12 protein-coding genes are annotated in these 14,984 nt (G+C 64.1%); 4 read left to right on the top strand and 8 right to left on the bottom strand.

Going from position 1 to position 14,984, the window contains the following annotated elements; translation table 11 throughout:
• Nucleotides 1-442 precede the first annotated feature (442 nt).
• Both EB836_RS11590 and EB836_RS11585 read right to left on the bottom strand, forming a co-directional pair.
• On the bottom strand, nucleotides 443-1,774 hold the full coding sequence (locus tag EB836_RS11590) for an MFS transporter (protein ID WP_167854444.1): 1,332 nt from the start codon (nucleotides 1,772-1,774) through the stop codon (nucleotides 443-445).
• 175 nt (nucleotides 1,775-1,949) lie between these two features.
• Nucleotides 1,950-2,867: a LysR substrate-binding domain-containing protein gene (locus EB836_RS11585; protein WP_135540560.1), complete on the bottom strand. Its 918-nt coding sequence runs from the start codon at nucleotides 2,865-2,867 to the stop codon at nucleotides 1,950-1,952.
• A 365-nt stretch (nucleotides 2,868-3,232) separates the two neighbouring features.
• Between EB836_RS11585 and EB836_RS11580 the strand changes: the two genes are divergently transcribed.
• Together EB836_RS11580 and lgt are read left to right on the top strand one after the other, a co-directional pair.
• Nucleotides 3,233-5,518 (top strand): HNH endonuclease signature motif containing protein, encoded by a 2,286-nt coding sequence (locus tag EB836_RS11580; protein ID WP_135540558.1) that lies wholly within the window; start codon nucleotides 3,233-3,235, stop codon nucleotides 5,516-5,518.
• Between the two features lie 217 nt (nucleotides 5,519-5,735).
• Nucleotides 5,736-6,656, top strand: coding sequence for a prolipoprotein diacylglyceryl transferase (gene lgt, locus EB836_RS11575; RefSeq protein ID WP_135540556.1), 921 nt, complete (start codon nucleotides 5,736-5,738; stop codon nucleotides 6,654-6,656).
• A 34-nt stretch (nucleotides 6,657-6,690) separates the two neighbouring features.
• Here the strand turns inward: lgt and EB836_RS11570 are convergent, their stop codons facing one another.
• From EB836_RS11570 to EB836_RS11560, 3 genes are all read right to left on the bottom strand, one after another.
• The gene (locus EB836_RS11570) at nucleotides 6,691-7,884 is read right to left on the bottom strand and encodes an aminotransferase class I/II-fold pyridoxal phosphate-dependent enzyme (protein ID WP_135540554.1); all 1,194 of its coding nucleotides are present in this window, start codon (nucleotides 7,882-7,884) and stop codon (nucleotides 6,691-6,693) included.
• A 287-nt stretch (nucleotides 7,885-8,171) separates the two neighbouring features.
• Complete coding sequence (locus tag EB836_RS11565) at nucleotides 8,172-8,732, bottom strand: hypothetical protein (protein ID WP_135540552.1); 561 nt, start codon at nucleotides 8,730-8,732, stop codon at nucleotides 8,172-8,174.
• Nucleotides 8,733-8,803: 71 nt separating this feature from the next.
• Nucleotides 8,804-9,196, bottom strand: a complete 393-nt coding sequence (locus tag EB836_RS11560; RefSeq protein ID WP_135540551.1) for a cupin domain-containing protein — start codon at nucleotides 9,194-9,196, stop codon at nucleotides 8,804-8,806.
• A 179-nt stretch (nucleotides 9,197-9,375) separates the two neighbouring features.
• On the opposite strand from EB836_RS11560, the gene EB836_RS11555 reads away from it, so the two are divergent.
• Both EB836_RS11555 and EB836_RS11550 read left to right on the top strand, forming a co-directional pair.
• On the top strand, nucleotides 9,376-10,830 hold the full coding sequence (locus EB836_RS11555; protein ID WP_135540549.1) for an FAD-dependent oxidoreductase: 1,455 nt from the start codon (nucleotides 9,376-9,378) through the stop codon (nucleotides 10,828-10,830).
• A 76-nt stretch (nucleotides 10,831-10,906) separates the two neighbouring features.
• Complete coding sequence (locus EB836_RS11550) at nucleotides 10,907-12,076, top strand: pyridoxal phosphate-dependent aminotransferase (protein ID WP_135540547.1); 1,170 nt, start codon at nucleotides 10,907-10,909, stop codon at nucleotides 12,074-12,076.
• A gap of 39 nt (nucleotides 12,077-12,115) precedes the next feature.
• On the opposite strand, the gene EB836_RS11545 is transcribed toward EB836_RS11550, so the two are convergent.
• The 3 genes from EB836_RS11545 to EB836_RS11535 all read right to left on the bottom strand — a co-directional run bounded on the left by EB836_RS11545 (nucleotide 12,116) and on the right by EB836_RS11535 (nucleotide 14,975).
• The gene (locus EB836_RS11545; RefSeq protein WP_167854443.1) at nucleotides 12,116-12,733 is read right to left on the bottom strand and encodes an OmpA family protein; all 618 of its coding nucleotides are present in this window, start codon (nucleotides 12,731-12,733) and stop codon (nucleotides 12,116-12,118) included.
• Nucleotides 12,733-13,308, bottom strand: coding sequence for a hypothetical protein (locus EB836_RS11540; protein ID WP_135540543.1), 576 nt, complete (start codon nucleotides 13,306-13,308; stop codon nucleotides 12,733-12,735). The genes EB836_RS11545 and EB836_RS11540 overlap by 1 nt, the downstream gene beginning before the upstream one ends.
• A 239-nt stretch (nucleotides 13,309-13,547) precedes the next feature.
• On the bottom strand, nucleotides 13,548-14,975 hold the full coding sequence (locus tag EB836_RS11535; RefSeq protein WP_135540541.1) for a sodium:solute symporter family protein: 1,428 nt from the start codon (nucleotides 14,973-14,975) through the stop codon (nucleotides 13,548-13,550).
• Nucleotides 14,976-14,984: the final 9 nt, after the last annotated feature.

Raw genomic sequence — 14,984 nt, 5'->3', positions numbered from 1 at the left:
CCGAACGCCGCCGGGGTGCGGCCCGGCTGCCGAGCGTTGCCAGCACGTGGGCCGTGGGCCGCGCGGGGGCCGAACGCCGCTGGGGTGAGGCCCGGCTGCCGAGCGCCGACAGCACGTGGGCCGGATGCCGAGCGCCGACAGCATGCGACCCGGAAGTCGAGCGCCGCCAGGGCGCGGCCCGAGGTGAGGCGTCGTGCCTGCTGTTCATATTCAGATTTCGTTCATTTCATCATGACGCGAACTGACCGTCAGTACGAAAAGTAGGTCGGCGTGCACGGAACGTGATGCCCGAGCGCACGAAACGTGATGCCTGAGTGCACGAAACCTGATGCGCGGCGGGTGAAACCTCACGGCCCAGCGCACCTGCCTCGACGCACCGGCTCGGATGCAGCGAGGGCCCCCGCTCCGATGAGCAAAGATGTGCAACCTGCTTGCCGCCCACTCATCCCAACCGCCCTCGTGTCTCGGGCAGGCGGGTCACGACGATGAGCACGAGGCACACAGCAGCGCACGCGGCCATGTAGAAGCCGGGCGCGGTGTTCACGCCGGTGATGTCGACGAGCCAGGTGCCCACGAACGGGGCGGTTCCGCCGAGTACGGCATAGGAGATGTTGTAGCTGATGGCCGCCGAGGTGAACCGCGTCTTCGTCGAAAAGCGCTCGCAGAAGAACGTGTAGCAGCCTCCGCCGTAGCAGCACAGGGCGAGCACGAAGATCGTCTGTCCGAGGAACGCGAGGCCCATGTGTCCGCTGGTCACGAGACCGAAGGCCGGTACGGACACCACGGCGAGGAGGATCGAACCGACGACGAGCATGGGCTTGCGGCCGACCCGGTCGCCGATGGCCCCGGCGATCGGCAGGAAGATCGTGTAGCTGGCCATGGCGATGGCATTCGTCAGCAGCGACTGTTCTCGGCTGAGGTCGCCTGTGGTCTGGATGTAGGTGACGAAGTAGGCGGACAGCATATAGAAGCCGAGTGCGGTCACGCCGAGGACGAAGAACACCTGAAGCATGCCCACCCAGTTCTCGCGGAAGGAGTCACGGATCGGGCTGAATTCCTTGGGTCGCTCGGCGGCCGTCTTCTTGAACAGTTCGGATTCGTCGGTCTTCGCTCGGATCCACAGCCCGACTGCCGACAGCGGCAGGGCGAGCAGGAACGGCAGGCGCCAGCCCCAGGAGTCGAAGGAGGCGTCGCTCATCATGGTCGAGAGCAGAAGAATAAGGCCGCCGGCCATGACCGAAGGCAGCGCCGTGGCGGCCAGAGTGATGTTGATCCACAGGCCTCGCTTGGATACAGGGGCGTGTTCGTAGACGAAAGACGGTCCGCCCACGGATTCGCCGCCGGCAGAGAAACCCTGGCCCAGACGAGCGAGGATGAGCAGAATGGGAGCGAACCAACCGATCTGGTCGAAGCCGGGCAGAACGCCGATCAGGGCGGTGCAGATACCGACGAGGAAGATCGTGATGGTCAGGGTCTTGCGCCGGCCGACCTTGTCGCCGAGCGCACCGAAGAACAGACCGCCGAGCGGACGCATGACGAAGGCGACGCCGAAAGTCGCGAAGATGACGAGCAGTCCGGTGACGCGGTCACCCTGCGGGAAGAAGTATTCGGAGAGGATGACAGCCGAAAGACCGTAGAGCGTGAAGTCGTAGAACTCGACGAACTGGCCGATGCTGCCGCCGACGAGCACCTTCTTCTGCATGCCCGAGGACTTCTTCGTCGGTCGTGTTCGAGCAGCGGGTGTACGCTCCTCACCTGTGGTGGGTATGGACATCGAAGCTCCTTTGCTCTGTCACGTGCTCTGTCACGCTGGTGGGCGCAGACACCACCTGCCGCCGTGATGCCCGGCCTCCATTGTTGCGGCCCCCATCACATCAGTCCAACAGATAATGCTGAACGCAGTCATCAACTCAATCCATGAAAGACTCACTCGCGCCCGTGCCCGACGCTCACTCCCCTGGCGGACCGAGGATGTCCTTCGCCAGCTCGCAGAAGGCACGGGCCCGCCGGCTCAGCCGCAGCTCCTTGGGCCAGATGAGTGCAGAGTCGATGTTCGGGAAATCGTCGAGGAGCGGCACGTCGACGGCCTTCGACCCGATATAGGTGCCGGAGGAGACACTCTGGCTGAGCAGTGAGTACCCGTGCCCCATCGCCACGAATGACCGCACCGTCTCATAGCCGGAGAACGAGTGCCGGATCTTCGGCACCACCCCCGCGATGCGGAACAGCTCGTCGTAGTACTGCCTGGTGAACGGCAGGTCGAGTTGGATGTAGTCCTCCTCGGCCAGCTCGCGCAGGTGCACCGGCTTCGGCTTCCCGCCCCGGGCGAGGGGATGATCCCGGGACACGAGCGCATGTGGTTCGACGACGTTGATGAGGAAGGAGTCGAAGCGATCCGTCGGTCCGAGCGTATAGGTCAGAGCGAGGTCGCAGTCTCCGGCGGTGACGGCCCGCTGCAGCTCTTCCAGATCGGCTTCAAGGTAGTTGACCCGCACTTCCGGGTAGCGCTTCTCGAATTCGTCGTGGATGAGCGGCAGCCGAGTCGGAGCGATCGGCGAGAAGACCCCGACGGTCAGTCGCCCGCTCAGCGACCGGGACAAACCCTGCGCGGCTTCTCCGAGAGCATCGGACGCCTCGAGGAATCCGGTCACCTCGGCGAGGAATCGTTTTCCCGCCGGCGACAGGACGACGGAGCGATTCCGCTGCCGGATGAACAGGTCGAGGCCGATGGTCCGCTCGAGCTGAGCCATCGCCGTCGAGATCGCCGATTGGGTGACGTTAAGGTGCTTCGCCGCCATGGTCATGTTCTCCCGACGTGCAACTTCCTGGAAGTACCGCAGCTGCACGAGCGTGAAATCGAGTGCCATAGTCCCTCATCTTCCCACCGTTGCGCCGAACTTCGACGCAACCCGCTGGCCGACCGGTCGAACTTCGACGCAACCCGTCGGCCGACCCGCCGAGCTTCGACACGACCCGTCGGCCGACGAGCCAGGGCTCCCGATTTCCCGCTGCCATGTCATCGCCGGCGACTATTGTCAGCCTTTACTCGGTCGACAAGCGGCTCCTCATCATCACCCAAGAATCGAGGCCACTATCCCAATTCGGATTTATTCGAACATCATCGAATCTATTCTCTGCAATCAAATCTATTTCGAATCTTCTATTGCTTTCCACTCGACAGATGACTATAATTTGAGAAAGAGACCTTCAATGGAGAACGGAACTCGGACCAGTGACCTACACTCCCGATCGCAAACGACGTAAGTCAGATCGGCGCGCCCGCCGCGCTGATTCCGACTCGCGCGGCGGCGCGAGCAGGAGGCCGAAATCCGATCGGAGCAACCCCACCCAGGACCTCTCGTCCCTGAAAGAGCAGCTCAAAGCGGCCGGTCTCGATCTCACAGGTCATCCTTTCGCCGAGGTGTTCGATGCCCTCGACCCCGTCCCCACTGAGCCGCTTGAGCCGGTCACCACCGACGCTGGCGTCGCTGCAGAAGAGGACGCCGATGTCCCCGCATGGACAGAAGACTCCGAGAGCATCGCCTCCGCCCAGCAACCTGCTGTCGACCCGAGCGACGAGGTACCTGCTTGGGAAGAGACCGCCGACGACGTTTCGCCATCTCGGGAACCTAGCCCGGACCTCGCCGAGGATGCTCCTGCCTGGGAGGATGATGCATGGGACGCGTGGGGCGCGCCCGCGGGGGGCGACAATGCAAAGCTCGGAGAGACGCAGCATGACGAGGCGAAAGCTGAAGCGTCGGAAACCGAAGCTGCAGAGACCGCCGAAAAGCCGGTCTGGGACGACTCGGCTGTAGACGGAGTCACAGCTTCACTCAGCCCGGAGGCCCTCGCAGCGAAATTGGGTCTCCAGCGGCCGGCGTCACGCCACCCGCTGCTGCCTGATTCCACGTGGAGCGATCTGGTCAATTGTGCACCCGAGATCACGGACGCCATCGCCTCGCTGACCGATCTGGACGAGGCGCTGCGCACCTTCGACCGCCCAATGGGCCCGGATGAGGCGCTGCATGTCATCGACGGGGCCGAGGCGCTTCGTCGACTCAGTGAATCTCTGTCCACTCTGGCTCTGTCGGTCTATGAACGGGTCGGCACGCCGAAGGACAGTGGCGCGAAGTCGCCCAAGGACCTCATTCAGAACCGCCTCAACCTGACCGGACGCGAAGCCAATCGTCGAGCCAGGCTCGCCGAGAAGCTCGGGGGTCGGGTCACTCTCGACGGCCAGCGCCTCGAACCCGAATATCCCTTGGTGGCCGAGCAGTTCCACCGCGGGACTCTGTCGACCGAACACATCACAACTCTCGAAGAATGCCTCAATGCACTTCCCGCATGGGTCGATCAGGCGACGAAAGACAAGGTGGAAGCCGACCTCGTCAAGTACGCGGCGGCTGTGACAGTCAATGAGCTTCGCGAAATCTTTCGGCAGATGCTGGTGCGGATCGACCCTGATGGGGCCGAGCCCTTGGACGCCAGGGAACGGTCGGCGTACTTCGTCACCGCACGCCCCAAACGAAACGGCGATTGGAAGCTCGAGGGTGTGCTCGACCCGGTGGCCGGGTCCGAACTCCACGGACTCTTGACCTCTCGCATCGAGTCCGCGCGCCACACCGGCGCGGACTCGACAAACACGAACATGAACACCACTCCCGAGACCGAGGAGGCCGGCGCCGAAACCGACGTCGCTGCCGATGTCCCGTTCATTCCGAACGGCGGGCTCGGCCAAGCTCCCGGAGAGGAACGATTCGAACCGGTCGACGCCGTGCTCACCGGCGATCGCTTCGATGCTCCGCCGTGGGCCGTGTTCGAGGCCTACCGCGGAGACGGGCCCGAGCAGAATCCCGCGGCAGGAGCGACGTCACTCCCAGGTGGCTATGGCGTCCGTCAGGACGGTTCGACAGTCAATCTCGTCAGCGAGCAGCCGACCGCGAGGAACTGGATCTATGAGCGTTTCGCCACGCTCATCGGTCGTATCAGCATGAAGGAGGCCCAGAAGGGCTCGCCCTACGCGCTGGTCGTCACAGCCAAGGCATCCGACGTCGCAAACAAGATCGGCGAAGCCACCACAGGCTCGGGCGCACGTTTCCCCATGAACGATCTCGTCCGGCGCGGCCTCAACGGCACAGTCTTCTTCCACCTGATGGATGAAACTGCCAAAAGCGTGGAAGTTCGCACGGAGAACCGTTTCGCCAACAAGAAGCAGACGGCGATCATCACCGCTCGAGACCGTGGCTGTGTCTTCCCCGGCTGCGACGCACCAGCCGGATGGTGCGACGTGAATCATGTGGTTCCCCACAGCGACGGTGGCCGCACCGACATCAACAACCTGTGCCTTCTCTGCTCGTTCCACCACCACCTCATGGACCGCTCTGATTGGCAGATGGTCATGCTCACCGATGGACGCCCTGCCTGGCAGCCTCCGGAAAGCGTCGATCCCTCTCGAGCACTGGTCCTGCACTCGCGCTTCATCACCGACGAGATCATCGAAGGCCTCTTCGACGATTAGCTGGCTCCTGGGTACAGAGGGCACAGCTGTGCCCAGGTCGAGGTTTTCAGCCCCATAGACTTATGCCGACTCATGCCCGTGCCCGTGCCCGTGTCCGTGCCCGTGTCCGTGCCCATGCCCGTGCCCGGACCGAGGTATGCAGCCCCATAGGCCAGACCCGTACGCCGATGAGCGCGACGAATACCGGATTCTCAGCCACCGCAAATAGACTGGCCCCATGCACTCTGCCCCACTCACTTCCGGCGTGGCCTCGCTTCCGCACGACATCTCGGCGGCGATCCCGAGCCCGAGCATCTCGAGCTTCCAACTGGGCCCGCTGACGATCCACTTCTACGCGCTGTGCATCCTCGTCGGCATCATCATCGCAATCGTGCTGACAAACCGTCGGCTGACCAAGCGCGGAGTCGAGGACTGGCAGGTGCTCGATATCGCGACCCTGGCCGTGCCCATGGCCATCGTCTTCGCCCGCATCTACCACGTGATCACGCACTACACGGACTATTTCGGTCCCGGCCGCAACCCGTGGAACCCCTTCGAACCCGGGTCCGTGTGGGCGATCTGGGAGGGCGGAATCGCGATCTTCGGCTCCCTCATCGGCGGCACCCTCGGCGCATGGATCATGTGCCGCAGGCTCGGCCTCAGACTCACCACATTGCTCGATGCGCTGGCACCGGGTCTCATCCTCGCTCAGGCCTGCGGGCGGTTCGGCAACTGGTTCAACCAGGAGCTCTTCGGCCTGCCGACCACCCTGCCCTGGGGCCTCGAGATCGCCCCAGGCAACCCGGCCATCCCACCGGGCACCCCTGCCGACACGCTCTTCCACCCAACGTTCCTCTACGAGGTCATCTGGAACAGCCTCGGCGCGCTCGCCCTGCTCTACCTCAGCCGGCATCTCTTCTTCCAATGGGGACGCCTGTTCGCCGTCTACCTCATGTGGTACGGCGCCGGCCGCATCGTCTGGGAGTCCATCCGCCTCGACCCGAGCTTCGTCATCCTCGGCCTGCGCACGAACGTGTGGGGCGCGATCGGTGCTGTGGCCCTGGGCTTGGTGATCATGCTCATCCAGTGGAAGCGCCACCCCGAACCCGAGAAGTCGCCGTACATCGAAGGACGCGAACCGCAGCCGGCCGAGGACTGACCCACGCCCTCGCCGAGGCGGCTCCCCGCCCGGCTCAGGCCTCGATCCACTCCTTGAGGCGACCGAGGCCGGTGATGATCGCGGCTTCGTCGATGCCCGAGTAGGCCAGCCGGATATAGGATCGGTCCTCGCCCGGCTGCGGTGCGCCGAAATGCTCGCGAGTGCAGAACGAGACTCCCGTGTTGTGCAGCGCCTCGGTGGAGAAGTCGGCCAGGGTGGCGATCCCCTTGGCCGCCATCGCCTCGGTGACGTCGGGGAAGACGTAGAACGTCGAGCCGGGCGTCGCCGTGCTCATGCCGGGGATCTCATTGATGATGCGACAGGTGGCGTCCCGACGCTTGCGCAGCACCTCCAGCATCTGCCCCACCGGAGCCTGCGGTCCGCGCAGAGCGGCGATGCCCGCCCACTGCACATACTGGTTCGTGCAGGATTCGTCGTTCGTGTTCATCGTCGAGATCGCCTCGGCGACGGTCTTCGGAGCCACCGCACAGCCGAGTCGCGATCCCGTCATCGCGTATTTCTTCGAGAAGGTGTAGAGGATGACGGTGCGCTCGGCCATCCCCGGCAGAGCCGCAATCGACTGGGACTTGCCCCGATAGCGCATCTCGAAATAGGCCTCATCGGAGAGCACCCACAGGTCGAATTCCTGCGCGATCGCAGCCACGGCCTCTCGTTCTTCTGCCGTCGATTCGGCTGAGATCGGATTCTGCAGGTCGTTGTAGATGATGGCCGTGGTGGTCTCGTCGATCGATGCCCGCAGATGGTCGAGGTCGATGGCGAACCCGGTCTCGGTGGGCACATACCGATACGGCAAGGCGGTGCCGCCGAGGTAGTTGATCTGGGATTCGTAGATCGGGAATCCGGGGTTCGGATAGAGCACGCTCTCGCCAGGGTCCATCACGGCCTGGAGGAATTTCGTGATCACGGGCTTGCCTCCGGTGGTGACAACCACCTCGGCGGGGTCGATGTTCATGCCGCGCCGAGCACCGATGTCATCGGCGAGCGCCTCTCTCAGCTCGGGAATGCCCGGTCCGGGGCAGTAGCCGGTCTTGCCGTCCCGGATGGCCTGCTCGAGCGCCTCGACGATATGCCCGGCCAGGGGGAAATTGAGATCGCCGAGGTGGAACGGAAAGACCTCGTTTCCGCGCGCCTTCCACTCGGCGGCGGCTTGGGCCACGCGGAACGCGGTCTCGGTGCCGAGGTTGTCCAGGCGTTGAGCGGTCTTCATTGTCGGCTCCTTCATCGGGTCGGGCAGAACGAGAGCGTGACCGCAGCGACTGCGGGCTGAGGTTCCGGCGCCCTTGAGCACGCAGAACATCCCTCGCTTCACACACGATAGAACACCGCGAGCCGGAATGTCAGCGGTGGTCAGCCGCAGGGCACGATCGGTCGCCAGGCCCGCCTGCAGTCGGGTCGACCGCACGGCGAAGGGCCAGACCACTAGCCAGCCGGGTCGACAGCCCGGCGTCCAGTCCCCCGGCCGGCAGCTAGTCCCCCGGCTGCCAGTCCGATCGATCAGTCCACGGCCAGAGCTGCACGCCCAGCCAATAGGCACCACAGTCCGATGGCCAACAGCACCGGGGCACCGAGGACACCGCACCAGAAGCTCGGCGCGCCGAGGCTGCGCGGAATGAAGTACGCCGCGATTGCGATGATCGTGATGAGCGCTCCCGCGAGATGGAGGACCGGCTGGGCGAAGACGACGGCGAGCGCGAAGAAGTGGATGCCGACGATCGCGAGGATGAGTGGGGCGACCGCCTCGGCGTGGCCGGAACGGACGGCGAAGAAGCTGAGGACGGCGGCTGCGATGATCTCTGCCCAAACCACGACGATATAGATCGTGAACGCAGTCGTGCCCGTGGCGATCGCACTCGGTTCCGACCAATGGCCGATGGCCAGGAAGATGCTCGGCACCGCCAGGCCGAGTCCGGCTGCTGAGAGTCCGCCGAGGAGGATCCGGAAGACGACTCGATCGGGCGGAGCCTCCTGCGCCCATCCTGACCAGATGAACGCGGCGAGGCCGAACACCGCGCCGATCATCACGAGATCGCGCGGAAAGGACAGGTCGATCATCATTGATCCCTTCACCCAAGGCCGACTGTCTGTCGAGTCTAACCCGGTCTTCGACCCAAGCTCGGGTAACTGGCTCAGTCTTCGTGCGGAGCGATGAACAGCTTCCGCAAGGGCGCTTCGTCGACGTACCAGCGGGTGGTCATCCCCTCGTCGAGGCGGACCAGCGAACCCGGCGCCAAATGGATCGGTTCGCGCCGTGGTTCATCGAATTCGATGCGCCCGGTGCCGGAGATGACGAGGAAGACCTCATCGCCTTCGACATCGCGCATGGCCCCGGCGCTCATCTCCCACAGTCCGAAGTCCGCCCCGCCGATGGTGCCGAGTTCGGCGAATCCCGTCGTCGCAGTCCTCCCGCCCTCATCGTCGCGAGGCCCCGCCGAGGCGGCCGCTGGCAGGTCCTGCCAGGTCTCGATGGGTTCGTGGCTGAGGGGAAGATCATGGGTGTCGATCGGCTCCATTGCACTCATGCGATCAGTGTAGCCAGACTCCGCCCGAGGAAGCGAACCATTCCGCGCAATCAGCACCGAACCTCGCCGGTTTCAGCAGACGATACATTCGCTGACAACTGTTTACTTCGTGGCCGACGTGGGATAGAACTGTTTCCGTAGACCCGCCTCATGCGCGTCTCGTCTTCAGGAGTTGATCCATGTCCTACTTCAATGGTGAAGCATCGCACTGGCTGGCCCAGTCCCCCGCCGCTCCCATCGACCCCACCCCGCTGCCGAGCGAGAAACAGGATCTCGTCATCGTCGGCGGCGGCCTGACCGGCCTGTGGTCGGCCTACTATGCCCGGCAGACTCACCCGGACTGGTCGATCACGATCCTCGAGGCCAAGCACATCGGCTACGGCGCCTCGGGCCGCAACGGCGGCTGGCTGTCCACCCTGCTCCCCGGCAACCGGGCCAAGTACGCCGAGGCGGTTGATCGCGCCCTGCGGAACGACCCCACCGGCCCGGTCGGTTCGGCCGGACTCGACGGAGTCTCGAGCGTCCGGTCCTTCCAGTCCGCACTCTTCGACTCCGTCGATGAGGTCCTCGCCGTCTGCGAGACCGAGGGCATCGACGCCCACCAGGTCCACGGAGGACATATCGACATCGCCCAGTCCGAGGCCGGGATGTCGCGCCTGCACGCACTCTTCGAGGGCAATGCGCAGTTCGGCTACGGGCCCGAGGACATGCAGTTCCTCGACGCCGAAGCGACCCGGAATCGCATCAACGTCGACGGCGCCCAGGGCAGCATCTTCTTCCCCGGCACCGCGGCCATCGACCCGGCACTGCTCACCCGCGGACTCGCCCACACCCTTCGGCAGCAGGGCGTGACCATCTGTGAAGCCACCTCGGCGAGTCATATCGGGAAGGGAACGGTGGCGACCAACCGGGGGCCGGTGCGCGGGGAGACGATCTTCGTCTGTCTCGAGGGCTACTCGGACACCGTCACCGGGGACCTGCCCGGCCTGCAGGGACGGCAGGTGATCCCGGTCTTCTCCTCGATGATCGCGACCGAACCGCTGCCGGCGAAGGCGTGGGAGTCGATCGGCTGGCAGGGCCGGGAATGCCTCGGCGACACCGCGCACACCTTCATCTACGCCCAACGCACCGCCGATGGTCGGATCGCGCTCGGCGGGCGCGGGGCACCCTATGCCTTCGGTTCCGGGCTGCCCGGCGACGGCGAAGTCCCCGCCGAGGTGGTCGACCTGCTGGCCGGGCGCCTGTCCTCGCTCTTCCCGGACCTCGAGTTCGACATCGCCCACGCCTGGCGCGGGGCGCTCGGGGTGACTCGGGACTGGTGTGCCGGGATCTTCTTCGATCCCGCCCAGCGCATCGGGGTGGCGCGCGGTTATGCCGGGCACGGGGTGACGGCCACGCATCTGGCCGCGAAGACGCTGCTCGACCGGGCGTCCGGTGCTGCGACTCCGCTGACCGGGCTGCCGTGGAACGATCATTTCTCCGGACAGTGGGAGCCCGAACCGATCCGCTGGCTGGGGATACGCTCGATGTACAAGCTCTTCGGCATCGCCGATGCGTGGGAAACCGCGACGAGCGCGAAGAAGACGAGCCTGCTCGCCCAGTTCGGCTCGCGGCTTGCCGGGTTGCACGAGTAGCTGTCCGAACAACCGCACGAACAGGACGCCGCCGGCCGCGTCGACGCATGAGAGTCGACGTAGAAGGGACCACTCCATGACCGACACCTCCTCCCGCATCTCCCCGATGGCCGCGAGCTACCCGGCCTCGAGCATCCGCAAGATGTTCAACCTCGCCCTCGACCATCCCGACGCCCTCAAGCTCACCGTCGGAGAACCGGACTTCAACACGCCCGAGCACATCAAGGCCGCGGGGATCAGGGCCATCGAGAACGACAACACCCGCTACGTCGCCAATGCCGGCATCCCCGAACTGCGTCGCGCCCTGGCTCGCAAGTATTCGACTCGCTGGTCTCGCACCGTCGAACCCGAGAACGTCATGGTCTCCTTCGGCGCGATGGAAGCCCTGACCTTCGCCCTCGACGTCACTGTCTCCCCAGGTCAGGAGGTGATCATCCCCGACCCCAGCTTCCCGAACTACATGGGTCAGGTGCACCGCCTCGGCGGGGTGGCCGTGTCCGTTCCCGTCCGCGAATCCGAAGGATTCAAGCTGCGCGCCGAGGATGTTCGCGCGGCCATCAGCGACAAGACCGCGGCCGTGATCATCAACAGCCCCTCGAACCCGCTGGGGTCGGTCATGGACCGCTGCGACATCGAGCAGATCGCCGACCTCGCCGATGAGCACGGATTCACGGTGATCTCCGATGAGGTGTACGACGAGATGGTCTTCGACGACGCGAAGTTCACCTCCATCGCCGAGGTGCGTCCCGGGTTCGATCGGTTCCTCGCCATCGGCAGTTTCTCGAAGACCTATGCGATGACCGGCTGGCGGTGCGGTTTCGTCATCGGCGCAACCGACTACATTGCCCCCATGGCACTGCTGCAGGAGGGTCTGACTTCGAGCCTGCCCGGCTTCGTCCAGGAGGCTGCGGTCGCCGCTCTCGAGGGACCGCAGACCGATGTCGAGAGGATGGTGGCTTCCTACGCCCGCCGCCGGGATCTGATGAGCAGACGCATCAACGGCATCGACGGGCTGAGCATGATCCGCCCGGAAGCCACGTTCTACGCCTTCGTCAGTGTCCGCGACTGGGGCCTGGGCTCCTGGGAACTGGCGACGAGACTGCTCGAAGACCACAAGCTCGCCACCATTCCCGGATCTGCGTTCGGCCCGGCCGGCGAGGGCTACCTGCGGCTGACGTTCTCGGTCTCCGATGACGACATCAACACGGCATGCGACCGGCTGGAGGCCTTCGCCGCCGGGCGGTGAGGGTCCTTGCCGATTTCGGTAAGGCTTCGGCCGTGCCGGTCAGCTGTCGTCGTAGCTGATCTCGACGCGTCGGTTCTTCGCCCGACCCTTCGGGTTGTCGCCGTCCTTCGTCGAGTTCTTTGCCACCGGGTCTTCTTCACCATGGCCTTCGACCGTGAGCTCGAGGTCCGCGGACCCGTCCTTGATGACATCGGCTACGGCCTGCGCCCGCTTCTTCGACAGCTTTTTGTTCGCAGCCCCGTCGCCGACCGAGTCCGTATAACCGGCTACGGTGACCTTCGCACCGTCGGGCACGCCCTCGACGGTCTGCGTGATCGCCTTCTTGGCTTTGTCGGAGATCTCGGCGCTGTTGAAGTCGAAGAGGATGTCGCTGGCCAGAGTGATGACCGCGTCCTCACCTTCCTTCTTGTTCGTCACCAGCGGGGTCACGGATTCGGCGCTGCTCCACTCCTTGACGCTGCCCGGCTCCCATCGCTGGACAGACTTATCCAGCTGCTCCTTTTTCGGCTCGGGCAGATCCGCAGGCGAGGTCACCTCCGCCTCGGAAGCCGTTCCGGCACCGGGGCCGGCCGTGATTGCGACACCGGAGCCGAGCATGACACCGACCGTGACCACGCCGAGGGCGGACGTCCAACGCCCTCGCCTGACCAGCCTCATCACGACTCCGTGATCGGAACGTCGGTGAACTTGGGCCATGATTCCTGCAGCCGGATGTCGACGGAGTCGATGTCGTTCTCCGGAGCTTTGAAGACGGCCCACGCGGTCACCGGCTGATTGTTCGTCGTCTCGGTGAAGACCGAATCCGAGGTCCACTCATCGTAGGTGTCGGAGATTGGCGAATAGACCTTGAGATTGTCCGTATCGATGAGCTGCGGGGCGAACCCGTTCTCACCCCATGCGTCATAGATGCCGATCGCAGCATCGTCTTCCACACTCTGGAAGTGCGGTGTGACGACCAAGGTCAGGGTCTGTGTCTTCCCCTCGACTTCGAGCGAGTGGAAGGCGACCGTCACCTTGTCTTCGTTCGACCCGGGAACCTTGACGTCCTGCTTGACGATGACATCGTTGGGGTCGACCTTCTCGACGCCGGCCTTCGCGGCGTCCTTGCCACTGCCCTGAGCAGAGGAGTCCTTGTCCTTCGACCCGTCGCCCGGCGACGAGGAACATCCCGTCACAGCCAGAACGCAGAGAGCCGCACCGGCGATGGCCTTGCTGAGCTTGCGCGAAATCACAATGGAAGACTTTCCCTCGTCGGTATCCGGCGCAGTCGCCGATCCCGACGGCTCCGTCATTCTCGAGAATTTACGCTAGCACGGATGCAGTCGGTGCCGATGGACTTGACGAAAATCGCTCATTTCACCGCGGCGAGCGCGGTGCCTCCGGACCCCGGCTCGATATTCCGCTGTTGCCCACAAGCTGCGAGCAGGCAGAGACTCTCGATCTCCTGCATTGAGTCGGTGTGAAGTTGTGTTCAGGCACCGCCAGCGGACACGCTGTCAGCGGAGTCCGCGGGCTTGCCCGAGAACGGCTTGGTCACCAGGCTGACGACGATGAGCACCAACACAGCCGCAGGCAGCGCCGGGATGACGGAGTTGATGTCGGCGGATCTGCCACTGACTTCCCAGAGAACTGTCACCACTCCACCTGCGATCATCGACGAAAGAGCACCGGCGGCGGTCACTCGCTTCCAGAACAGAGCGGCCAGAACCGCTGGAGTGATGGCAGCGCCGTACATCGTGTAGGCATACATCTGGAGCTCGAGCACCGATTCGAAGAACTGGACCATGATGAATCCCAAGACAGCGATAGCGAGTACCGAGACCCGCCCGACTAGAACCCCGGTCCTCGAATCTCCACGAGCCTTGTTCTTGATGAACACGAGATCATAGACGACGTTTCCAGAGCAGGTGAGCAGATAAGACGAACCGGTGGTCACGATGAGTGCCAGTGCCGCAACAAGCAGCACAGCTCCGATCCCGGCCGGCGTGAACTCGCCTTCTGCCAGTGCGAGGATGGCCATGTCCGGGTTGATCTCCGGCATGAGGATGGAGGATCCGGAAGCCAGGAAGATGATCGGAGCAACGATCAGTGCAGCTCCGATGAAGAACAGAATGGTGGCATTGCGAGCGACTTTGGGCGACCGGGCTGCCGCAAGGCGCTGGTGCATATTCTGATCGCCGAGGATCAGGAGGAAGAGCGGGAGGAAGTAGCCCAGAATCTGCCATGGAGTGAGAACTCCGGTGAATGATTTGAACGCTGGATCCAGGCGGTCGACGTAGCTGCCGATGCCGCCCAGGTCTTGCGTGAAGACCCAGATGAGTGCTCCGAGCAGCGAGATCACAATGAGGACTGCCGAGAGGAAGTCAGTCCAGGCCACGGACTTCAGCCCACCAGACAGGGACAGGAAGGTGATGAGGACTGTCGCGACAACGGTCGCCTGTGTCGTGCTGAGGGGAGTGATCAGAGTGAGAATATAGCCGGCACCGGTGAACTGGTACGCGGTGATTCCGACGAAGGCCACGAGGATGATGACTGTACCCGCCACCCGAACGGGTCGCCCGAACTTGGACTCGAACAGCTCGGGGACGGTGCGGAAGCCGTTCTTCCGCACCTGTGGGGCGATGAAGTACAGAACGATGATCCCGCAGAACGTACCTGCGAAGAACAGAATGCCCGCCAATGGGCCGTTGCTGAAGATGAAGTTCGCTCCCCCGATGATGGAGCCGGATCCGACGAAGGTCGCCAATAGAGTCCCGGCAAGCACCCATGTCGGCAGAGACTTCCCCGCGAGAACGAAGTCTTCCCCGTCCTTCATGGCCGATGCTCGCCCGAACCAGGCGGCGATGCCTACCATCAGCGCCACATAGGCGACGAGGACGATGACGAATGTGAGGTTCATAGGTATCCC

Source organism: Brevibacterium sp. S111, assembly GCF_004745075.1.
In the GTDB taxonomy this organism is placed as follows: Bacteria; Actinomycetota; Actinomycetes; order Actinomycetales; family Brevibacteriaceae; genus Brevibacterium.
Note: the sequence above shows the minus strand (reverse complement) of the source record. Positions and strands in the feature narration are given on the sequence as shown.